25 protein-coding genes are annotated in these 22,725 nt (G+C 32.5%); 13 read left to right on the top strand and 12 right to left on the bottom strand.

Features of this window, described 5'->3' with window-relative positions:
• Nucleotides 1–40 precede the first annotated feature (40 nt).
• From B4A23_RS05375 to B4A23_RS05345, 7 genes are all read right to left on the bottom strand, one after another.
• On the bottom strand, nt 41–1,186 hold the full coding sequence (locus B4A23_RS05375; RefSeq protein WP_291117757.1) for a DUF6620 family protein: 1,146 nt from the start codon (nt 1,184–1,186) through the stop codon (nt 41–43).
• 13 nt (nt 1,187–1,199) lie between these two features.
• The gene (locus B4A23_RS05370) at nt 1,200–2,219 is read right to left on the bottom strand and encodes a hypothetical protein (RefSeq protein WP_291117754.1); all 1,020 of its coding nucleotides are present in this window, start codon (nt 2,217–2,219) and stop codon (nt 1,200–1,202) included.
• Nucleotides 2,219–2,467, bottom strand: coding sequence for a hypothetical protein (locus tag B4A23_RS05365; RefSeq protein WP_286484615.1), 249 nt, complete (start codon nt 2,465–2,467; stop codon nt 2,219–2,221). The genes B4A23_RS05370 and B4A23_RS05365 overlap by 1 nt, the downstream gene beginning before the upstream one ends.
• A gap of 6 nt (nt 2,468–2,473) precedes the next feature.
• A complete protein-coding gene (locus B4A23_RS05360; protein WP_180904875.1) occupies nt 2,474–2,674 on the bottom strand; it encodes a hypothetical protein in 201 nt (66 codons plus the stop codon).
• A gap of 19 nt (nt 2,675–2,693) precedes the next feature.
• Entirely contained in the window at nt 2,694–3,665 is a 972-nt protein-coding gene (locus tag B4A23_RS05355) for an SPFH domain-containing protein (RefSeq protein WP_291117750.1), read from the bottom strand.
• Nucleotides 3,666–3,745: 80 nt separating this feature from the next.
• On the bottom strand, nt 3,746–4,828 hold the full coding sequence (locus tag B4A23_RS05350; RefSeq protein ID WP_291117747.1) for a hypothetical protein: 1,083 nt from the start codon (nt 4,826–4,828) through the stop codon (nt 3,746–3,748).
• A 22-nt stretch (nt 4,829–4,850) separates the two neighbouring features.
• Nucleotides 4,851–5,957, bottom strand: coding sequence for an SPFH domain-containing protein (locus tag B4A23_RS05345; RefSeq protein WP_291117885.1), 1,107 nt, complete (start codon nt 5,955–5,957; stop codon nt 4,851–4,853).
• Nucleotides 5,958–6,122: 165 nt separating this feature from the next.
• Between B4A23_RS05345 and B4A23_RS05340 the strand changes: the two genes are divergently transcribed.
• From B4A23_RS05340 to purD, 5 genes are all read left to right on the top strand, one after another.
• Complete coding sequence (locus tag B4A23_RS05340; RefSeq protein WP_291117744.1) at nt 6,123–7,802, top strand: AAA family ATPase; 1,680 nt, start codon at nt 6,123–6,125, stop codon at nt 7,800–7,802.
• Between the two features lie 129 nt (nt 7,803–7,931).
• A complete protein-coding gene (locus tag B4A23_RS05335; protein ID WP_286501752.1) occupies nt 7,932–8,432 on the top strand; it encodes an FKBP-type peptidyl-prolyl cis-trans isomerase in 501 nt (166 codons plus the stop codon).
• Between the two features lie 159 nt (nt 8,433–8,591).
• The gene (purN, locus tag B4A23_RS05330; RefSeq protein WP_291117741.1) at nt 8,592–9,152 is read left to right on the top strand and encodes a phosphoribosylglycinamide formyltransferase; all 561 of its coding nucleotides are present in this window, start codon (nt 8,592–8,594) and stop codon (nt 9,150–9,152) included.
• 89 nt (nt 9,153–9,241) lie between these two features.
• Nucleotides 9,242–10,753 (top strand): bifunctional phosphoribosylaminoimidazolecarboxamide formyltransferase/IMP cyclohydrolase, encoded by a 1,512-nt coding sequence (gene purH / locus B4A23_RS05325; RefSeq protein ID WP_291117739.1) that lies wholly within the window; start codon nt 9,242–9,244, stop codon nt 10,751–10,753.
• Nucleotides 10,754–10,867: 114 nt separating this feature from the next.
• Complete coding sequence (purD, locus tag B4A23_RS05320; protein ID WP_291117736.1) at nt 10,868–12,121, top strand: phosphoribosylamine--glycine ligase; 1,254 nt, start codon at nt 10,868–10,870, stop codon at nt 12,119–12,121.
• Nucleotides 12,122–12,176: 55 nt separating this feature from the next.
• On the opposite strand, the gene B4A23_RS05315 is transcribed toward purD, so the two are convergent.
• Genes B4A23_RS05315 through B4A23_RS05305 form a run of 3 tightly spaced genes read right to left on the bottom strand, consistent with a single transcriptional unit; the run spans nt 12,177 to nt 13,780 of the window.
• A complete protein-coding gene (locus B4A23_RS05315; protein ID WP_291117733.1) occupies nt 12,177–12,563 on the bottom strand; it encodes a hypothetical protein in 387 nt (128 codons plus the stop codon).
• On the bottom strand, nt 12,563–12,784 hold the full coding sequence (locus tag B4A23_RS05310; protein WP_291117730.1) for a VF530 family protein: 222 nt from the start codon (nt 12,782–12,784) through the stop codon (nt 12,563–12,565). Before B4A23_RS05310 ends, B4A23_RS05315 begins: the two co-directional genes overlap by 1 nt.
• A 51-nt stretch (nt 12,785–12,835) precedes the next feature.
• Nucleotides 12,836–13,780: an ADP-ribosylglycohydrolase family protein gene (locus B4A23_RS05305; protein WP_291117727.1), complete on the bottom strand. Its 945-nt coding sequence runs from the start codon at nt 13,778–13,780 to the stop codon at nt 12,836–12,838.
• Nucleotides 13,781–13,988: 208 nt separating this feature from the next.
• On the opposite strand from B4A23_RS05305, the gene B4A23_RS05300 reads away from it, so the two are divergent.
• The 5 genes from B4A23_RS05300 to mtgA all read left to right on the top strand — a co-directional run bounded on the left by B4A23_RS05300 (nt 13,989) and on the right by mtgA (nt 17,520).
• Nucleotides 13,989–14,885 (top strand): DnaJ C-terminal domain-containing protein, encoded by an 897-nt coding sequence (locus tag B4A23_RS05300; RefSeq protein ID WP_291117724.1) that lies wholly within the window; start codon nt 13,989–13,991, stop codon nt 14,883–14,885.
• 4 nt (nt 14,886–14,889) lie between these two features.
• Nucleotides 14,890–15,147, top strand: coding sequence for a chaperone modulator CbpM (locus tag B4A23_RS05295; protein ID WP_125349027.1), 258 nt, complete (start codon nt 14,890–14,892; stop codon nt 15,145–15,147).
• Nucleotides 15,148–15,214: 67 nt separating this feature from the next.
• On the top strand, nt 15,215–16,129 hold the full coding sequence (rlmF, locus tag B4A23_RS05290; RefSeq protein WP_114999549.1) for a 23S rRNA (adenine(1618)-N(6))-methyltransferase RlmF: 915 nt from the start codon (nt 15,215–15,217) through the stop codon (nt 16,127–16,129).
• A gap of 111 nt (nt 16,130–16,240) precedes the next feature.
• On the top strand, nt 16,241–16,756 hold the full coding sequence (locus B4A23_RS05285; RefSeq protein ID WP_180904863.1) for a c-type cytochrome: 516 nt from the start codon (nt 16,241–16,243) through the stop codon (nt 16,754–16,756).
• A 92-nt stretch (nt 16,757–16,848) separates the two neighbouring features.
• Nucleotides 16,849–17,520, top strand: coding sequence for a monofunctional biosynthetic peptidoglycan transglycosylase (gene mtgA, locus B4A23_RS05280; RefSeq protein ID WP_291117720.1), 672 nt, complete (start codon nt 16,849–16,851; stop codon nt 17,518–17,520).
• Between the two features lie 43 nt (nt 17,521–17,563).
• On the opposite strand, the gene B4A23_RS05275 is transcribed toward mtgA, so the two are convergent.
• Complete coding sequence (locus B4A23_RS05275) at nt 17,564–18,046, bottom strand: N-acetyltransferase (RefSeq protein WP_280046016.1); 483 nt, start codon at nt 18,044–18,046, stop codon at nt 17,564–17,566.
• Between the two features lie 33 nt (nt 18,047–18,079).
• Nucleotides 18,080–18,835, bottom strand: coding sequence for a glycerophosphodiester phosphodiesterase (locus tag B4A23_RS05270; RefSeq protein WP_291117716.1), 756 nt, complete (start codon nt 18,833–18,835; stop codon nt 18,080–18,082).
• 169 nt (nt 18,836–19,004) lie between these two features.
• Between B4A23_RS05270 and guaA the strand changes: the two genes are divergently transcribed.
• The 3 genes from guaA to B4A23_RS05255 all read left to right on the top strand — a co-directional run bounded on the left by guaA (nt 19,005) and on the right by B4A23_RS05255 (nt 22,427).
• Nucleotides 19,005–20,537 carry a glutamine-hydrolyzing GMP synthase gene (guaA, locus tag B4A23_RS05265; protein WP_291117713.1) on the top strand — a complete coding sequence of 511 codons (1,533 nt, stop codon included), beginning with the start codon at nt 19,005–19,007 and terminating at the stop codon, nt 20,535–20,537.
• Between the two features lie 73 nt (nt 20,538–20,610).
• Nucleotides 20,611–21,180, top strand: coding sequence for a xanthine phosphoribosyltransferase (xpt, locus tag B4A23_RS05260; protein WP_038334617.1), 570 nt, complete (start codon nt 20,611–20,613; stop codon nt 21,178–21,180).
• Between the two features lie 74 nt (nt 21,181–21,254).
• Nucleotides 21,255–22,427, top strand: coding sequence for a hypothetical protein (locus B4A23_RS05255; protein WP_291117710.1), 1,173 nt, complete (start codon nt 21,255–21,257; stop codon nt 22,425–22,427).
• The last annotated feature ends 298 nt before the right edge of the window (nt 22,428–22,725 follow it).

Raw genomic sequence — 22,725 nt, 5'->3', positions numbered from 1 at the left:
ATAAGATTTCTTATCCGGTTTTTTTGTTTTAGGTAGAATATTAAAACTCAATATCATCAGCGATAGTTCCGCCCATTTCGTTTTGAAATTGTTTTAAATATTCTTCTTTCTTTTCCATTTGATAAGTAATCATTGTTGAATAATTACCAGAACGAGTCCATTCCATCGCTTGATTTTGGAAGTCAATAATTCCAATTCCGTATTTATCCAGAATATATTGTGCGCCATCTTTTCCAACTTCTATTGCAGCATCTCTTTCGGCAGCTAAATCATAGAAGAAATGTTCGTCCGTTTTCAAACGTTCTAAGTTTGGATTTGAAGTTGTATCAGCAGTCAAATTTCCGTTACTTCCTAATGTTGGATGCTCATCAATTTTTGTAAAATATTGGCTGTACAACGTCATCACAGTCATTTCTGTATCTTGTTCCATACGTTGATTCCAAATCAAACTTGCTTCGTCCCATTGCGGTTTATCAACTCCCAAAGCTTTCAAAACATCAGTTTCAGGAACATTAGAACCAATTTTCACAACTCCTGCAGCATAATCGTACAAAGAAATTCCATGAATCGGCTCTAACAAAGGATTGTCTTTTGAATCTTCAAGCACTTTTGCGTCATGTTGTTGATACATTTGTTCAATTCCAATATCCGAATTTTTATCTTCATATTTCTGAACAAATTTCTCTAACTGATCATTAATACGATCATACAAAGCCATTTTATTGTTTTCAGCTCTGTCATATAACTCTTGTTGATTTGGGGCATCCGTTAAAAAGGCTTCTGCATATTTCTCAAAATCATTTTCGATGTTTTTTATTTTATCATCAAAATATGCAATCGCATGTTGTTGCAACGAATCATCACCTTCATAAGGTCCCATTTTACGCACTTGCTCTTTGTATTTTTCAAGATCGTTTTTCCAAATAGTAATTGCTTTTTCTACTTTTTGACGATTATTAGAATTTAAAGCATTGTAAAAATTCTCGTAATTGTCTACATAATGTTCATCAATTTCTGGAATGATGTTACTATAATCGATGTAATCTTCAAAATAAATAGGTTCTGGTTGATAAGAACTTTGAACAGATTCATTCTCTGAATTTGATGATTGAGTTGTGTTATTTTCTTGTAAATTTTCAATTGCTTCTTCTGCTTTATTGAAAATGTTTTTTAATTTTCCGAACATAGTTTTGAGTTGTTTAATTATAATTATTTTGTTGTTTTAATGATTGATAATGGTTTTCTAAATCAGTCAGAATTGTAGTTTTTTCTACAGCTTCTTTCATGAAATTCATACTGAGTAATTCTTTGTTCAAAATCGTTTCAAAAGCAAGTTGATCTATTTTTTCTAAATCATTTATAGTCGAATTTTGATTGATAAATTTTGTTCCAAATTGATCGATAATACTTTGATGAAAAGCTGCTTCTGTTTCCGTTTCATGCTGAAAAGTTTGTACAAAATCATTAATTTCTCTTTTATAAACTTCTTTGTAAGAATCGGTTAATTCTGGAATTAGATTCTTTTTGATAAAGAATTGCTGTCTTGCATGTTTTTCATTGTTCAAAAACTTTTCAAAAACTGAATTTCCAGGAATTGGATAATCTAAAATCCCTGTTTTTTCTGTTGCAATTTCTCTTACCAAATCAGGTAAAAGTGACATTCTGGTTGACGGAACAAATGTGTTTTGTGTTTGACAAAATTCGCATGTAACATAAGCAGAAACAAAATAGACTTTCTCGATTTTTAGGTTCGCTCCACATTGCGCGCAACAAAAATTGTTCTTCGTTGTTTCGTATTCTACTAATAATTTTTTGAGTTTATCTTCAGAACTTTCAGCTTTTACTTGACTAAAAATATTTCCCAAAATCGAGTCAATTTTATCATCAAAATCATCTAACAAAAGCGAAGTTTCATAAATCTTAGCATCATGAGAATACATATAATCATCTGCTCTTAAATCTTTATCTGAGTAATAATATGAAAAAGATTTTTTCTCAATTTGCTCTTTGAAAATCTCTTTAGCTTTAGCTTTTAATGTTTCATATTGTCCTGTAATTCCAGCTTTGAAATGAATAAATCTTATTTCATCCAAATCATTTATTTGTTGGCCAGCTTCTATCGTTTCAGTTTCTAATTCTAAAGCGCGTTGTTCTAATTTCAATAAAAAGCTCTTGAAACGATCAATTAACTTGTCTAATTCTACAAAGTTATTTTCCATTATTCTCTCGAATTATCTGAGGTTTTAATATGTATTCCATCGTCCAATTTTCCACTAATAAATTCGTAATTGCAATAGGCGCATTTGGTAACACCATCTTGTTTTGCACGACCAGCACCGCAATTTGGGCAATCTACAGTTTCTAGCTTTGATTGATTTTTCATGAAATCTCCTCCAAGATTCGTTTGATTCTCTGCTTGAAGTTTCAATTTTTCAATCAATGATAATTTTGGCTTTTCGTCATTCATATTATTTTAATTTGCGATATTTTCTTCTTGTTTTCTTCCCATAAAATAGAGAATAGCACCAACGATAACGAACGCAATTTTAATTCCCCACGCAACGCCTTCGCCCCAATTGTAGATCCAAGCCAAAAGACGAGGAACGGCATTAAAGAAGTTCAGAACAATTGCTAATAATCCGAAAATAGCCATGTAAGTTCCAATAGTTTTCATAAAATTTAGTTTTTAGTGGTTATAATTTGTCTAATAATTCAGCTTTTTTTGACTGATATTCAGTATCTTCAATCAAGCCTAAATCATAGATTTCTTTTAATTTTTTTAGTTTATCTACAACTGATTCTTCTTGATTTTGAGTAGGTTGTTGAGGTGTGTTTTGTTGCGTAATTCCTTGCATCATCAATCCAAGTGCAGCTGCATCTTGCACACTTTGTTGCATCGGATTTCCATCTTTTCCAATCGCTAAAGAAGTATTGAATTGTTGAAATTTGTTCATATCATCAATCATATTCATACTACTTATTTTATCAATGTTGTCGTTTACTTCTTTTGGTAAAGTCGCCGAACTAATGGTGAAATGAGTGACATCGATTCCGAATTGCTCGAAATGTGGAGTGATTAATGGTTGGATTTTTTGATTAAGTGTAGAAAGATTTCCTGCAATGTCAAGCGCAGAAATATTAGCTTGAGCTAAAACTTCGGCAAAAATAGGTGCAATAAAATCACGTAATTGATGCTCTAATTCGAAAACAGTCAGGATAGGAAAAGTTCCTGCATATTTTGAAAAGAATTTTCTGACATCAGAAATCTTAATATTATAACTTCCAAAAGCTTTGATACGAATTGGACCAAATTGTGGATCACGAAGTAAAACAGGAGCAGGAGTTCCCCATTTTAAATTGGCAAAATCTTTTGTCGAAAAATAGTAAACATCTGCTTTGAAAGGTGATTGAAAACCATATTTCCAACCTTTTAATTTTGATAAAATAGGAATATTTTCGGTTGCTAAAGAAAATGTTCCCGCTGAAAAATCATCTGCAAAAACCCCTTGATTAAGAAATAATGCGGCTTGGCTTTCTCTTACGATTAATTTCGCGCCATTTTTTATCTCCTTGTCTTGATCAGGAAATTTTAGCATCAACAGATTTGGATCTTGTTCTATCCACTCGATGATTTCGATAAAAGGTCCGCTTGATGATAAATTCATGGTAGTAGTTTTTTTGAGTTCTTGTATTACAAAGTTGTAAAATCGTCACTCAAAAAAACTCACTATTTTTAGCTAAATTGTTATCTAAACATCATTATTAAAATTAGTAATACAATGATTGTGGCAATTACCATAAATACAATTTTAATAGTGCTGTAAGGTCTGTTTCCAGCTATTTGACCCGTCATTCCGTTGATATAGAAGGTGTAGTTTTTGTTATTGTACAAAAAAGAACTAACATAAATTGGCAACAATATGTGTTTGAATGTTATTTTATCGAATTTTGTTAACATGTCATTTATGCGTTGTTCATCTCCGCCGATATCACGTTTCACACTTTCTCGTTCGTATTGAATAAAGATATTTTTTGCCCTCGCGTAACTATCTTTCAAATCAACTTGATATTTTTCGGTAATATAACCTTCGAGATAATTTGGGTCAATTTTTACAACAGCTTTCGGATTCCAACCTCTTTGCACATTGTTTAAAATGGTAGGATTAAGACTTTTGGTTCCGCAAACCAAAACGTCATCATAAAAATTGTTTAGACTTCCCGCTTTATAAGACCAATCGACACGTCTTATTTGCCTTCTATTTTTTCCAGAACCAACTGTTTCGTAATATGCATCACCGCGTTCGCCTTTGTAGTCTGTAAAAGTTTCTGTGTCAAATGTCCAAAACGGAACATAAATTCCATTGATATTATCTGCTGATAAAATTGCTTTTTTTAGATTGTCTGGAGCAAACCAAAAACCATTTACCCAATTTTTCAGAATATCATTTATTCTGATTTTATCAACCTGAAAAGGCAAAACATAACTTGGTTTTATATATCGTTCTTCGTGTATATTTTCTTCAACTAAAGGCGAACCACAATACGGACACATCATCGAACGCAGATTTTCGTCTACGGTTGGTGTCGCTTTACAATTGTTGCAGGTTATAACTTTTGTTTTATTAAATTCTTCTTTTTCGTAGGTTTTGATAAAACTTTCAAAATCAATTTCATTTAATATAAAATTCTCTTGTTTAATCTCTTGCGTGCTATTGCAATAGGTACAAACCAGCAAATTTGTACCAGCCTTGTAAACCATTGGTGCGCCGCAGGATTTGCAAGAAGTGGAAGCTGTATTATTTGCTTTATAAATTTCTTCGGTAGCCAAGTTTTCTTTTTTTAGTTAAGAATTATGTTTGAGGTAATGGAGGAGGAGTTTGACCAAATAATGAAGTTAATTCGCTCTGATTTGCGGCACTTTCCCAATTTGCCATACCAGTTTTCCAAACCAATGTGTCTTTTGTAAGTTGTCCATTTGCAATCATTTGTTTCAAAGTTGTCAAATCGAATGGACCAGTTTGTTGACCATTGTTTGCAACAAAAAACGAAACTGAAGTTGACGAAATAGGAGGAGGCGTTTGGTTTTGATTTGATTGATTATTATTTTGAGCGAAACCTTGCGTAAATTGATTTGCCATCGCAAAACCAGCACCCATTCCAACGCCAGCACCAGCCAATCCAGATGGATTATTTGCTGCTGCTTCCATTGCTTTTGCAGCTTTTAGTTGAGCAAATTTGTTCAAATCTATTTTATCCAAACGACTCAATTCGAAGATTTCTTTCTTGATTTCTTCTGGCATCGAAATATTTTCGATCAAAAATTTAGTCACATCAATTCCATAAGCTCCAAAATCATCTTTCATATAATTGAAAATTGCTTCGGATAATTCATTCAAATTTGCAGCATAATTTTCAATTGGTAAATTTGCTTCTCCAATAGAATCTGTAAAGCGAGTAACAATTACGCTTCGCAATTGTTCATTGATTTGCTCTGTTGTAAAAGAACCAATTGTTCCAACAATTTCTTTGATAAATTTTCCTGCATCCGAAACTTTAAATGTATATGTTCCAAAAGCTCGAACTTCTATCATACCGAAACGTTCGTCGTTTAGAATAATAGGATTTTTAGTTCCCCAACGTTGATCCAGAAAAGTTTTTGTACTAACAAAATAAACTTCTGCTTTAAATGGACTATCAAAACCATATTTCCAACCTTGTAAAGTCGATAAAATAGGAAGATTTTGAGTGTTTAGCGTATAAGTTCCTGGCGAAAAAATATCTGCCAATTGTCCTTCATTAATAAAAATAGCCAATTGCCCTTCACGAACAACCAATTTTGCATTATTTTTTATTTCGTTTTGATAACGTTCAAATCGATGAACAATCGTATTTTGATTATTATCTAAAAATTCGATAATATCGATAAATTCACCTTTTATTTTTTTGAAGAAATCCATCATTTGAATTGATTTAGTTTGATTTAGTTATAAATCTAAAGTATAAAAATTTAATTAATATTTGCATCATTTTTTTTAAGACTTAAATATTTATCATTTCCTTACTTCATTCAATCTTTGTATCTTTGCATTTCATTCAAAAAACTCCAAATTCACTCATAAGTTATGCAACAATCTAAGGCTTTGGCAATTCTAAAATCTGGTCGAAATGTATTTTTAACAGGTTCTGCGGGTGCCGGAAAAACTTATGTGTTGAACCAATACATTCAATATCTTAAACAGCATGGTATTCCTGTTGCTATAACGGCTTCTACGGGAATTGCTGCGACGCACATGAATGGTCAGACGATACATTCTTGGGCTGGAATTGGGATAAAAGATTATGTTTCGGATCGATATTTAGCTTCTCTTCGAGACAAAAAATATTTTCGTGATAAAATGGACAAAGTAAAAGTCTTGATTATTGATGAAATCTCAATGTTGCACCGAAATCAGTTGGATGCGGTTGATTATGTATTGAAATTTTTCAAACAAAATGATGAACCTTTTGGAGGTGTTCAGGTTATTTTTTCGGGAGATTTTTTCCAGTTGCCACCGATTGGTGAAGAGTGGGAAGAATCGAAAGATAAATTCTGTTTTATGTCAGATGCTTGGGTGCAATCGAAAGTGCATATTTGCTATTTGACAGAACAATATCGTCAGACAAATAATGCATTGAATGATATTTTAAATGAAATTCGCTCTGGAAATATTTCGCAAAAAACTGTTGATTTATTAGAATCTCGAATCGAATATTTTCCTGATGAAATAGATTCACAAACGCGTTTGTATACACATAATATGGATGTAGATCGAATCAACAAAGGTCAATTGATTAATATTGATTCTTCTTCCAAAACATTTGAAGCAAAAGTTGCGGGAAATCCAGCTTTGGTTGAGGTTCTTAAAAAATCTGTTTTAGCAGAAGAAATTTTAGAATTGAAGATTGGAGCAAAAGTGATGTTTGTTCGTAACAATTTCGAAGTTGGTTTTGTAAACGGAACGCTTGGAAATGTATCAGGTTATACCGAAAAAGATGAGCCAATTATCAAAACTTTGGATGGTGAATTTCATGTTGCAAAACCAGAAACTTGGGCGATAGAAGATGAAAGCGGAAAAGCGTTGGCTTCATTCACACAAGTTCCGTTGCGTTTGGCTTGGGCGATTACAATTCACAAATCTCAAGGAATGACGTTAGATTCTGCGTTTATAGATTTGTCGAAAGCGTTTGAAAAAGGACAAGGGTATGTTGCACTTTCACGTTTACGAGATCTCAATTCGTTGATGTTACATGGTCTTAATCAAACGGCTTTAGAAATTGATTCGCTTGCGATGAAGGCTGATAGACGTTTTCAGGTTTTATCGAATGAAATGGATGAGTTTTTAGACGAAAAAGAATTGCAAAATTCTTGGGCCACTTTTATTCGATATTCTGGAGGAACGTTGGATAAAAAGCAAATCGCGAAGAACATCGAAAAGAATAAAACCAAAGAAAAAGGACAAAAGAAATCTACTTACGAAATCACACTAGAATATGTGAAAGAAGGGTTGACGTTGGAACAAATTTCAGAGAAAAGAGGGTTAACTACTTCAGCAATTGTCGATCATATTGGTAAAATCAAAGAAAGTGAACCTGATTTGGATTACTCAAAATTTAAACCTTCTGACAAAGTTATTGATAAAGTTCGATTGGCTTATAGTGAAATCGAATTTGAAGAGAATAAAGTTTTAAAACCAATTTACGATTATTTCAATGGTGAAATTGGTTATGAAGACATCAAAAAAGCATTACTTTTTATTGATTAAATAAAAAATGTCAGTTCAAAAATCTAAATAACTGACAAAATTGGTCAAATTATTCGAAAGGAATAATTGTTGTTAAAAGATAAGTATTAAAAATGAACGCTTTTATAAAGCATCCATAATTTACAATTTATGTCAATAGAAAACAACAATGTAGTTTCAGTAAACTACTCATTACATACCATCGAAGCGAATGGTGAAAAAGTATTTGTAGAACAATCAAATGCAGAAGAGCCATTAACTTTTTTATTCGGAGCTGGAATGATGATTCCAAAATTTGAAGAAGAATTAAAAGAATTAGCAGTTGGTGATAAAAAATCATTCGTAATTACTCCAGCAGAAGGATACGGTGAAAGAGTAGAAGAAGCTGTTGCTCAATTACCTTTAGATATGTTCAAAGAATCTGGATTACCACCAGTTGGAGCAATTTTACCTTTAACTGATGATGCAGGAAATCAATTCCGTGCTTCAGTTGTAGAGGTAACAGAAGAGGCTGTAATTGCAGATTTGAATCCTCCAATGGCAGGAAAAACATTAGAATTTGAAGTTGAAGTTTTAAATGTTCGTCCAGCAACTGAGGAAGAATTATCTCACGGACACGCACATGGAGTTGATGGAACTCAAGGTCACTAAAAAATATTTTCAAAAGGCTATTTCGATAAGAGATAGCCTTTTTTATTTTTAATTGTGAATAAATCATTAATAAATAGATTAAATCCAAGTTATATTTTTCAGCTTGCTTCAACTAAAATCTTATCTTTGTAAAACAAACAAGATTACTTACAAACAAACATGAAAATAGCTGTATTTGTTTCCGGAGGCGGAACAAATCTTCAAAATATTATTGATGCAGTTGAAGACGGAACGTTACCAAATGTCGAAATTTCGATGGTAATGGCAGACCGCGACTGTTATGCAATAGAACGATCGTTGGATAAAGATATTCGAACGTATGTCTTAGACCAAAAAACTTTTTCGGAAGATGCTGAACATAATTTAGAAGGAGAAGAAATCGACTTAATTGTTTTGGCAGGTTTTTTAACCATATTATCTCCAGAATTTACCTCGAGATGGGGCTCGAAAATGATTAATATTCATCCTGCATTATTACCAAAATTTGGTGGAAAAGGAATGTATGGAGCAAAGGTTCACAAAGCGGTTTTAGAAGCTGGTGAAAAAACATCAGGAGCAACCGTACATTTTGTGACGGCTGGTGTAGATGAAGGGCAAATCATTTGTCAAGGAACTTTTGAGATCGAAGAAGGTGACGAAGTAGCAGATTTACAACGTAAAGTTGCTGAGGTAGAAAGTGAAATCTACATCAAGGCAATCAAGCAAATCAGCGAAGCATAAAATATAGAATGCCTCAATGTCGTGTACATTGAGGTTTTTCATTTCCAATAAAATAGTAAACAAACAATAAACTTTAAAAACTAAACACAATGCAAAAACAAGCGCTAATCAGTGTTTCGGACAAGTCGAACTTGTTAGAATTTGCAAAATTCTTGGTTGAACAAGATTACAAAATCTTATCAACTGGAGGAACTTACAAACATTTACAAGACAATGGAATTGAGGTTACAGAAGTAAAAGATGTAACTGGTTTTCCTGAGATTTTAGATGGTCGCGTAAAATCTTTACATCCTGCAATTCATGGTGGTATTATGGCGCGTCGTTCGGACGAAAACCATATGGCAACAATTGCAGAACATGGAATTAATCCAATAGATATCGTTATTGTAAATCTTTATCCTTTCTTCGAAAAGATGAACACAGGTCTTTCTGAAGCGGAGATGATTGAATTTATTGACATCGGTGGACCATCAATGTTACGTTCTTCTGCAAAGAATTTTTATGATGTAACGGTTGTAACGGATGTGAATGATTATGAAGTGGTGATGAATGAAATTCGTGAGAATGGTTCAACTTCTATCGAAACGCGTAAATTATGTGCTGGTAAAGTGTTCAACTTAACTTCTGCTTACGATGCGGCGATTTCTACTTACATTTTAGGAGAAGATTTTCCTCAGTTTTTAGAGTCTTCTTACGAGAAAGTAATGGATTTACGTTATGGAGAAAATCCACATCAAAAAGCGGCTTATTACGTTGACAAAACGAAAAACGGAGCAATGAAAGATTTCGAATATTTACAAGGAAAAGAACTTTCTTTCAATAATATTCGTGATATGGATTTGGCTTACAAAGTAGTTTCAGAATTTGAAGAAACAACTTGTTGTGCAGTAAAACATTCAACACCTTGTGGAGTTGCGATTGGAGATAATGTTTTAGAAGCTTATGAAAAAGCTTATGAATGTGATCCAATGTCAATTTTCGGTGGAATCATCGCTTTTAATAGAGAAGTTGATGGAAAAACGGCAGTAGAATTAAATAAAATTTTCTTAGAAATTGTGATTGCGCCTTCATTTACAGAAGAAGCATTAGAAATTTTCAAACAAAAGAAAAATTTACGAATTATTAAAGTGAAAAATCCTGTTTCTGATAAAGTTACTTACGTAAAAGTTGATGGAGGATTAATTGTTCAATCGACAGATAATCAATTTTCAACAGATCTTAAAGTGGTTACTGAAGCTCAACCGACTGATCGTCAAATGACAGATTTAGTTTTTGCTCAAAAAATTGTTAAATGGGTAAAATCTAACGCAATTGTTGTAGCGACAAATGGTCAAGCTTACGGAATCGGAGGTGGCCAAACTAACCGTATTTGGGCGGCTCAACAAGCGATTGCACGTGCAAAAGAAAAAGTGGAAGAAGATTTAGTATTAGCTTCAGATGCATTTTTCCCTTTCCGTGATGTAGCAGATTTTGCAGCAGAAAATGGAATTAAAGCAATTATTCAACCAGGAGGATCAATTAAAGATCAAGAATCTATTGATGCTTGTAACGAACGTGAAATTCCGATGGTTTTCACAGGAATGAGACATTTTATGCACTAATTGATTAATTAGTTAATGTGCTAATTTGAAAATTCGTCAATTCGAGTGTTTTCGTAGAAAATGTATCGAGAATAGAATTTTCACTATTCATTTTTCATTAAAAGATTAAAACAAATGACAAAAATATTAGTAATCGGTTCAGGAGGTCGTGAACACGCAATCGGATGGAAATTTGCTGAAGACTTCAAACAAAAAAGTCAAGAAGCAGAATTATTCTTTATTCCAGGAAATGCAGGAACAGCGCAAATTGGAACTAATGTTTCGGTTTCTTCGATTGAAGAAATGAAAAATTTCGCGAAAGAAAATCAAATCGATTTAACTTTTGTTGGACCAGAAGCTGAATTAGCAGAAGGTATCGTTGATATTTTTCAGAAAGAGAATTTAAATGTTTTCGGACCTCATAAAGCTGCTGCGCAATTGGAAGCTTCTAAAGCTTTTGCGAAGGATTTTATGGATAAATATGGTGTGAAAACAGCAAAATATAAGAATTTTCAAGGACCAATGTTGGCGATTGATTATTTGAAAATACAAGAGTATCCAATTGTAGTGAAAGCCTCTGGTTTAGCTGCTGGAAAAGGAGTGATTATCTGCCAAGATTTTGAAGAAGCGAAACAAGCTGTTTTGGATATAATGGAAGATAAAACCTTTGGTGATGCAGGAAACGAAGTGGTTATCGAAGAATATTTAGAAGGTTTTGAAGCTTCTATTTTGTCTTTCTTTAACGGGAAAAAAATCGTTCCATTTGTTTCGGCAAAAGATCACAAGAAAATTGGTGAAGGTGAAACTGGTTTGAATACTGGTGGAATGGGCGTTATCGCTCCAAATCCATTGTTTACGGAAGAGCATTTCAAAATGTTCGAAGAAGAAATTATGGAGCCAACAAAATGTGGTTTAATTAAAGAAGGATTAGAATTTGCAGGTGTTATTTTCTTTGGATTAATGATTACGACAAAAGGAGTTTATTTGTTGGAATATAACCTAAGAATGGGCGATCCAGAAACGCAAACAACTTTACCTTTGTTAGAAAATGATTTGGCTGAGGTTGTAAATAAAGCTATTAAAGGAGAAGATTTCGACTTGACTTTCAAAAATCAACATGCATGTTGTGTGGTGATGGTTTCGGGAGGATATCCAGGAAATTACGACAAAGGTTTTGAGATTCGTGGTTTAGAAAATGTAACTTGTCCTAATTTTATTGCTGGTGCAAAATTATCAGGAGAACAAATTTTGACTTCTGGTGGACGTGTAATCAACATAGTTGGATTAGGAAATACATTAGAAGAAGCACGTGAAACCGCTTACGAAAACATCAAGAAAGTACATTTTGATTACGAATATTATCGAAATGATATTGGAGTAATTCAATAAAAAATACAGTTTATATTATTAAAAAATGCGTTTCATTTGAAACGCATTTTTTAATTTATTCTGAAAATTCGACGTGATAAACATCGCTTTTATTTCGATTTATTTTTCGGTATTCAAAGCCTCCAGCTTGCGGAATAATTTCGACCAAATCAAATGATTGACAACTTTTTGGCAAACCATTGAAAATTAATGTGAAATGAAGAGACGAACCTTCTTCGATATACGTCCAATTTGGATACATCGTAATTCCGTCTGCAAAAACCAATTGACAACGTTTTCCTGATTGATTATCAATAATAAAAGTAGAAGGCCAAATACGTGCAGCATTTGCATATTCGTCTGCCGTCATACAACAATGTATAATAACCTGACTTTCTTCTTCGATATTGGCTAAAAGCTCAGAATCAATAAAAATCTTTTCTTCAAGAATAGTTGCACTCATTATTTTGCAATTTTTTTGATGTACAATTCTTCCACTTTTACACGTGCCCAATCTGTTTTTCGAAGAAATTTCAACGATGATTTCAAACTTGGATTATCATTAAAACATCTGATGTTAATTTGATTTCCCAAACCTTCCCAACCGCCGTAATAAATCACTAATTCTTCGATAATATCGTCTAAACGTTTTCCGTGTAATGGATTATTTTTTTGACTTTCCATTTTGCAAATTTACGAAAATGTTTTTGGTGAATTTAGAATAGTTCAACCTTTCTAAAATTCATATTTTTCTTCCAATTGTTCTGCTAAATGTAAAATATCATCCACTCGCGCCAATTGTTCAATCCAATTGGTCGGAATTGTTTCTGCATCATAATAAATTCCTGCAATTCCACCAGCAATACAAGCAATTGTATCGGTGTCATGCCCTAAATTCACAGCTTTCAAAACACAATCTTTATACGAATCTGTATGCAATAAACACCAAATAGAAGCTTCTAAACTATCCATAACATAACCAGTTGATTTAATTTCATCTTCTTTTAAATCAATTAGTTTTCCACTTAAAATTCGTTCGAAATATTGAAATTCGTTTTTATAAATTTCATTTTCTTCTAAGAATAATTTTAACCAAAAATTTGTATTCAGATAAGCTTCTTCTAAATTTTCGGAATCCAAAACATTCAACGCAAATTCAATATAATAAATACATGCCAAAACAGAACGATTGTGCGCATGCGTGATAGAAGAAACTTCTTTGACAATTTCACAACGTTCATCAATCGATAAATCTTTTGTGAAAATTGCTAAAGGAAGAATACGCATTAACGACCCATTTCCATTATCAGATTCGGCTGTAGAACCAGCTTCGGTTGGATTTTTTACAACTCGTAAACGATTTATTGCTTTTCGTGTAGAAATTCCCACATCAAAGACTTCTCCGTCAGCCGTCCAATAACCTTCATGCATCCACATCTGAAATTTTTCTGCAATATCATTTACATTATAACCATTACACAACGATTCTGCTAGACAAAACATCATCGAACTATCGTCAGAAAAAGTGCCTGGAGGCATATTGTATGTTCCATAACCCATCATATCTGTGACAGGATTTTGTTGTAAATATTGCCTGCTTTTAAACTCAACAGGAACTCCTAATGCGTCGCCAACCGCCGATCCAATTAATATATTTTTCGAAAAATTTCTTCTATTCATAACCTTCTTTTATAAATGAAAAATAATTGTTTTTTTTGAATATATCCAAATTATTTTTGAAAATTTATAAATTAATCATAATAAATTTATTCATTTTAGATAAAATATTAAAAATTTTATAATGAATAAAAAGAATAAGTCGTATTGTCAGTTTTGAAAAAATTGGAACTGATTTTGATTAAATTAAGACACAAACTTATTAATTACTATGGCTTTTATAGATTATTATACAATATTAGGTCTGCAAAAGACCGCATCACAAGATGAGATAAAAAAAGCTTATCGGAAATTGGCACGTAAGTATCATCCCGATCTTAATCCAAACAACGATGAAGCTGCACAGAAATTTAAAGAATTAAACGAAGCAAACGAAGTGTTGAGCGATCCAGAAAAACGTAAAAAATACGATAAATATGGAGAAAATTGGCAACATGGTGAAGAATATGAGAAAGCTCGTCAGCAACAACAGCAACAATATCAATATAGTAATAGCGATTTTGATGGGACTGAAGGTTTTGGTGATTTCGATGGTTATTCAGATTTTTTCAGTTCGATGTTTGGACGCGAAGGTAGAAGTAGATCAACAGGTTATAAAGGGCAAGATGTAAATGCCAGTTTGACACTAAATTTGACAGATACATTGACTTCGCACAAACAAACTTTTGCGGTGAATGGTAAAAATATTCGAATTACAATTCCTGCTGGAGTAGAAGATGGACAAACGATTAAGGTAAAAGGTCACGGAGGAAAAGGTTATAACAATGGGCCAAATGGAGATTTGTATATCACGTTTCATATCGAAAATAATACATCCTTTGAGGTCAATGGAGCAGATTTATCTACCATTGTTGAGATTGACTTATATGATGCGATTTTGGGTGGAGAAGCAATGGTTGATACGCTTTCTGGAAAAGTAAAAGTCCCGATAAAAGAAGGAACAGAGAATAATAAAAAGGTGAAATTAAAAGGAAAAGGTTTACCAATTTATAAGAAAGATGATCAATTTGGAGATTTGTATGTGACATTTTCTGTAAAAACTCCAACTAATTTATCAGCAGAAGAGAAAGAATTATTCGAGAAATTACGTTCACTTAAAAAAGCTTAAAACCATGAAAAATGTAACGATATCTGTTATTCAGTTTAGTAAATATCATCAGATTGAGCCTCAATTTGTGATTGATTTGTACAAAAATGATTTGGTTGTTTTGCACGAACGTAACCAAGAATATTTTATCGAAGAAAATGATTTGAAATTAATCGAACGATTTATTGAATTTCATTATAATTTGGGCGTTAATTTAGAAGGTTTAGAAGTGATTCATCATCTTTTGAAACAAATCGAAACGCTACAAAAACAACTTAAATAATCGAAATCAAAAGCAACCTTTGCAGAAAACTGCAAAGGTTGTCTTATTTTTGCATAAATATTTTTGTATGGATACTCCCGAAAAGAAGAGTAAATTAAAAAAATTACATTCGCGCAATCGTCATTTAGCGCCTTATAATTTCGAAAAATTGTGTGCGATTTATTCGCCACTTTCCAAATATATCAAACCCAATAAAGAGAATGAACCAACGATTAATTTCTCGGATAGAGAAGCTGTAAAAGCGTTGAACAAAGCGTTGTTGAAAACATATTATGACATTGATTATTGGGAATTGCCAAAAGATAATTTGTGTCCGCCAATTCCTGGTCGCGCCGATTATATTCATTACGTTGCCGATATTTTGGGCGAAAGTTTTGATGGAGTAATTCCGCGTGGAAAAGATGTAAAAGTCTTGGACGTTGGTGTTGGTGCGAATTGTATTTATCCGATTATAGGAAATTACGAATACGATTGGAACTTTGTTGGTGCAGAGTTGGATTATGCTTCTTTTAAAAATGCGGAAGAAATTGTGAAGAAAAATGCTCGATTACGTAACAAAGTTGAGATTAGAATGCAATTTAATCCGAACAATATTTTCAAGAATATCATCAAACAAGGCGAGAAATTTGATATTACAATTTGTAATCCTCCTTTTTTTAGATCGAATCAAGAAGTGATGGAACAAACAATGCGTAAACTGAAAAACTTGGGTCAAAAATCTGATCAAAAACCAATTCAAAACTTTGGTGGAAATAATTCTGAGCTTTGGTGTAGAGGAGGAGAGCGTCTGTTTATCACGAAAATGATAAAAGAAAGTGCAGACTATAAACATCAAGTAAAATGGTTTACAACATTGGTTTCTAAGAAAGAAAATGTTCGAATTTTAGAAGGAATTTTAAAACGTGAAAAAGTAAGAGATTACCGAATTGTAAATATGCAACAAGGGAATAAAATTTCGCGTTTATTAGTTTGGAGATTTTAATTGATTTATTTTTAATTCATTAAAGGTTTTATTTAAAATTATTCCAAATTTTTCTGAAGGGTTTATTCGGTTTAAGATTTGTTTTACCTTGTATAAACAAAATTATTACAAATGAAAACAAATAGAATAATGGCTTCTTTGGGAGTTTTAGCGTTGATGTTTAGTATCTTTTCGTTTACAACTTCTCGCCAAATTGACACAGGAAAAGCAATTTCAAGTTCAGAATGGAAAAACCTAAAAGTATTACCACAAAACATTTCGGAAGATAGTTTGAAAGGTTTGATGCGCGGATATAATGCTGCTTTAGGAGTGAAATGTAATTTTTGCCACGCTGAAAATCCAGATACGAAAAAGATGGATTTTGCAAGTGATGCAAAAAAAGAAAAAGAATTTGCACGTCATATGATTGTGATGACACGTGATATAAACGCAAAGAATTTCAATTGGGAAAATGCAAAAAATCCTGAAATGATTAATGTTGTAACATGTGTAATGTGCCACAGAGGTAACGAAAGTCCTACAAAATCATTGATTGAGCCTGTAAACGTTGAGTTAAAAAACGTGAAAGATGTTGCAAAAGAAAAATTAGCTCCAGCATCTGGTTCAGCGAAAGTTGAGAAAAAATAAAGAATAGAAATATAAGCTCCATTTTTGGAGCTTTTTTTATTTCTAAAATTCAATAAATCGTATAACTTTGCTTTCAAATTTAAAGAAATAAAATGTTTAAATTTATTCGTAAGGTTATACTTTATCTTTTTGTAGCTCATCTTGTATACATTGTTGTGTTAAAGTGGATTAATCCGCCGTTCACGATTACGCAAGTTCAGCAAGGTTTTGAACAAGGAAAATTTAAGCGCGATTATATTTCCTATGACGAAATGGGACGAAATATAAAATTGGCTGTAATTGGTTCTGAAGATCAAAAATTTCCTATGCATAATGGATTTGATATGGATGGAATACAGGAAGCGATCGAAAAAAATAAAGAAGGTAAAAAACTTCGTGGAGGTTCTACAATTTCTCAACAAGTCGCGAAAAATGTGTTTTTGTGGCAAGGTCGTTCTTGGTTGAGAAAAGGATTGGAAGTTTATTTTACGTTTATGATCGAAAAAATTTGGGGCAAACAACGTATTTTAGAAATGTATTTGAATACTTCTGAAATGGGAATTGGTGTTTTTGGAGTTGAAGCAGCTTCTGAATATTATTTTAATAAGCCTGCTAAGGATTTAACCAAAAATGAAGCGGCTCGTATTGCAGCAGCTTTACCTTTGCCACGAAAATATAATGTGAATCCGCCTTCGTCTTTTATCAGCAGACGTGCAAGTCATATCGAGCGACAAATGCGAAATATACAAGGAAGCACTGATTTGGAAAAGGTTTTAGGAGAATAAAATAGAAAAGAGAAGTTAATAAGCTTCTCTTTTTTTGTTTTTATTACTCTCTCCAGTTAATTTTAACCGCAGAAATTTTATCTAATTCCAAACGAGTTTCAGGAAGTAAATTGAAATCATTTTTCATATAAAAAGCTAACGGAGAACGATAAGGCTCTCCATTCGCTTTTGTATCTTTTTCATGGTCGATTACCCAACCATTTAATTCTGTCGAAAATGTTTTTAATCGATTAAGAATTTTACGTCCCAAACCAATTTGATGCAATTCGCTATCCACAATTATTGCAAACCATTTTTCATAATCTCTTTCGAAAATCACCGCCCAAGCTTGCATTTGATTGTTTTCATCAACAGCAAAAAAATGTTTCGCTTCAATCAAACTATTCAGATAATTTTCGGTGTCCTGTAAACTCTCAAAAGCCAAATTAATAGGATATTCGTTGTTCCAAATTTTAAAAATATAATCTTTATGAATTTGGTTTAATGTTGTAAATGAATAGATTTCGAATGAGTTAAGTTGAGACATAAAATGATTTCTTATTCCGCTAAATATACTAATTTATTTAGTCAAAATTTCTTTTAAAATCAAAGGTTTATCAGTTGTAATATAATCAGCTTTCATATCAATCATTTCTTGCATCACTTTTGGGTCGTTAACTGTCCAAACATTAACCAATAAACCCAAATCTTTCGCTTCTTTCACCCAAGTAGGATTTTTCTGAAAAACACTATAATGATAATCAATTCCATTCCAATTTTTCGCTTTTACTTCTTGAGGAGACAAATCTCCAGCTAAATAAGAAACGTGAAATTTAGGTGCTAATTTCTTGAATTCATCACAAATATTTTTACTAAATGAAATGATTTCAACTTGTTTTTCTACTTTATGTTTTTTGATGATTTCAATTGCTTTTTTTACTGCACGATCTTCATTTTCTTTTGATGAGTGAGGTTTTAATTCAAAAATTAATTTAACTTTCTTATTCTTTTTTCCTTGTTCAAAATATTCTTCTAAAGTTGGCATGTTTTCGTTGTTAGCCAATTTCAACGTTCTTAAAAGAGAAGAATTTGTAGTTTCTATTGTATGACCTTGGTAATGATCATCATGATTTACCATCAAAACATCATCAGCACTAATTAAAACATCAAATTCAGAACCATAAGCACCAATTTCTTGTGCAGATTTTAGAGATTTAATCGAGTTTTTTGCGTTGTTTTCGGTGTCCCAATAACCACGATGAGCTATAATTTTTTGAGCATTTGCCATATTTGTAAGCATAAAGGTTGTTAAGGCAGTAAATATAAATTTTTTCATGATGAATTGTTTTTTCGAGGTAAAATTATTTCGATTAATCGGTTTTAAAGTTATGAAAATATTAAGTTCTCGGAAAACCATAAAAATCTGTCCAAAAGCAGTAAAATTTGACTAGAATAAAATTGTGATTGCGCCGAATTTCACTTAATTTTGCACAAAGACAAACACAATGACGCAAGGAATTATTATTTTAGATTTTGGCTCGCAATACAATCAATTAATCGCGCGCCGAATTCGAGAATTTGGAGTTTACACAGAAATTATTCCCTACAACACTTCAATCGAAGAAATCAAAAAACACAATCCAAAAGGAATTATTTTATCAGGAGGACCTTCTTCAGTTTTTGGAGATGAAGCCGCTTTGGTAGAAAAAGAATTATTCGAAATGGGCGTTCCTGTTTTAGGAATTTGCTACGGAATGCAATTGATTTCTCACTTATTAGGCGGAGAAGTAAAAAAAGGTGAAAAAGGAGAATATGGAAAATCTGAATTAACAGTTTTAGCTCAAAACAGTTTATTCGCAGGTGTTCCAGAACAATCTACAGTTTGGATGAGCCACTTCGACGAAGTGATGACAGCGCCAACAGGATTTACGGTTTCAGGAAAATCAAACATAGATATTGCGGCAATCGCAAATGAAGATAAAAAGATTTTTGCGGTACAATTTCACCCAGAAGTAACGCATTCAGAATATGGTTCTACAATGTTAGAAAACTTTGTTTTCAATATTTGTCAAGCTGAAAAGAATTGGGTTTTAAAAGATTTTATCGAAACAGAAATTGCTCGTATAAAAGAGGTAGTTGGTGATAAAAAAGTTATTTTAGGACTTTCTGGAGGTGTTGATTCTTCTGTTGCTGCGGTTTTAATTCATCGTGCAATTGGCGATCAATTAACGTGTATTTTTGTTGATACTGGTTTATTGAGAAAAGATGAAGGGAAAAAAGTAATGGAAAATTACGGAAAACACTTCAACATGAACATCAAAATGGTTGATGCTTCAGAGCGTTTCTTAACAAATTTGAAAGGTATCGATGAACCAGAAGCAAAACGTAAATCAATTGGTAAAGATTTTGTGGCTGTTTTTGATGAAGAATCGAACAAATTCGAAGATGCAGCATTCTTAGCACAAGGAACTATTTATCCTGATGTGATCGAATCTCAATCTGTAAAAGGACCTTCTGCAACTATTAAATCTCACCACAATGTAGGAGGTTTACCAGAAGATATGAAACTTCAATTATTAGAACCATTACGCGAATTATTCAAAGATGAAGTGCGTAAAGTTGGTGTAGAATTAGGAATTCCTCGCGAATTAGTTTACCGTCATCCATTCCCAGGACCAGGTTTAGGAATCCGTGTTTTAGGTGAAGTTGACGAAGAAAAAGTACGCATTTTACAAGAAGCAGATCAGATTTTTATCGACGAGCTTTATGCACATAATTTATACGACGAAGTTTCTCAAGCTTTCGTGGTGTTATTACCTGTAAAATCTGTTGGAGTAATGGGAGACGAGCGTACATACGAATATACGGCGGTTGTTCGTTCAGCAAATACGATCGATTTTATGACAGCAACTTGGTCTAAATTACCTTACGAATTCTTAGAATTAGTTTCGAACAGAATTATCAATGAGGTAAAAGGAATTAACCGTGTAGCCTATGATATCAGCTCAAAACCACCAGCAACAATCGAGTGGGAATAAGCTAAAAAATATATCAAAGCCAGCCAATGTGCTGGCTTTTTTTCTATGTAAACTTTAAAAAACTAAATATTAAATGGAACTTTTAAAAGAAAGAATTCTGAAGGATGGAAAAAGTTTCGATGGTGGAATTCTAAAAGTTGATAGTTTTATCAACCACCAAATGGACCCTGTTCTGATGAAAGCAATAGCGTCGGAATTTGTCCAGCGATTTTCGGATTTAAACATTAATAAAATCATTACAATCGAAGCGAGCGGCATTGCACCAGCGATTATGGTTGGATTAGAATTGAATTTGCCTGTTGTTTTTGTGAAAAAAGCTAAACCTAAAACAATGGCAGATTTTTATGCGTCGCAAGTATATTCATTCACGAAAGACCGAACGTACGATGTTTGCGTAAGTAGCCAATTTCTGAATGAAAATGATAATGTTATTTTTATTGATGACTTTTTAGCGAACGGAAATGCAGCGTTGGGTGTTGAAGATTTGATAAAACAATCTGGTGCAAACCTTTTGGGAATGGGCTTTATAATTGAGAAATCATTTCAAGAAGGACGCGATCGTTTACTGAATGAAAACATCAGAGTTGAATCATTAGTAAGATTAAAATCTTTAGGAGACAACTCGATTATTTTTGAAGAATAAAAAATATCAACCAAAAGCCAATTTATATTGGCTTTCTTTTTACTTTTAAAAAACAAAAAACTTACCTTAATAATATGAAAATAAAATTACTTGCTTTAACGCTCTCTTTACTATTCTTTACAAATTGTAATTCGTACAAATCGGCGAATTCAGCATTGGTTTCTGGTAATTTTCAGCAAGCTTTTGAGCAATCTACGCAAGCTTATTTTAAAAATCCATCGGAGAAAAATGGAATCAAATATGTCCCATTAATTTTTGAAGCGTATAACAAAGGACAGCAAGAAGATGAAAATAGATTGAAACAAATTGAAACGTTGACTAATCCTTCTAAATATCAGGAAGCGTATCAAATTATTAATCGTTTGCAAGAAAGACAAAAAACGATTGCAGGAATTGATGGAAGATCGATTAGTGGGAAAACGTATAATTTCAAAACCAAAGATTATTCAGCAGCTTATAAAACGATTCACGAAAAATATGCGCAATTTTTGTATGATGAAGGAAAATCTTTTTTAAATCAAGGAGGAAAATTGAATGCGCAAACGGCATATCAAAAGTTTCAAGTTTTAGAAAGTGTTTATTCTAATTATAAAGATACTCGTAGTTTGATGAATACCGCTCGTGCAAACGGAATGTATAAAGTTTTGGTACAATTGGTAAACAATACAGAAGTTGTTATTCCTAAACTATTAGAGAAAGATTTGTTAGATTTTAACTCATATGGATTGGATTCTAATTGGACTGAATTTTACACAGGAAGACTAAATAGCTCGTATGATTATGTGATTCAATTAAGTTTTGAGACAATAAATGTTTCGCCTGAAAGAGAAAAAATTGAGGTACATAATTTTGAGAAAAAAATTGTGGATGGCAAAGAAGAATTGGTGCAAAATGGAGTAGTAGTGAAGGATAAAGACGGAAAACCTGTAATGGTAGATCGTTATATTACGGTAAAAAGTAGATTCGAAGAAGTACAACGCATCAAGGAAGCTGCAATTACGGCGAGATATTATTTGATCGATAATCAAAAAGAACAAGCTATCGATTCTAAAAACTTAGCAAGTCAGTTTATTTTTAGAGATTCTTATGGAACTTACAAAGGTGATCGACGTTCTTTGGATCGAGATTATATAAATATGATTGGTAGAAGACCAGCTCCATTTCCATCAAATGAGCAAATGATTTTTGATTGTGGACAAGATTTGAAACGTAAATTCAAGAACGAAATCATCCGTATGAAGCTTTGATAAAAAAAATGTAAAAAAATTAATCATTTTTTAAAATTCATTTTCAATAGCTTATCACATAAAACGTCTGTTTTAGCTAAAAACTTGTAAAATTAGTTTTGGTGAATTAAAAAACCTTTCTATATTTGCACAGCAATTAAGACATAGACCCATGGTGTAACGGTAGNNCGAATCCCTGTGGGTCTACAAAAGTCTTATGCCTCGATAAGCAATTGTTGAGGCATTTTTATCTAACTTAGTTAAGAGAAAAGTTGCAAAAATTGAAATAAAATTTAGTCAGACCCATGGTGTAACGGTA

The sequence above is a fragment of the Empedobacter sp. UBA7248 genome, assembly GCF_002472945.1.
Taxonomy (GTDB): Bacteria; Bacteroidota; Bacteroidia; order Flavobacteriales; family Weeksellaceae; genus Empedobacter; species Empedobacter falsenii_C.
The sequence above is the reverse complement of the archived record's forward strand: the minus strand, read 5'-3'. Positions and strand labels throughout refer to the sequence as shown.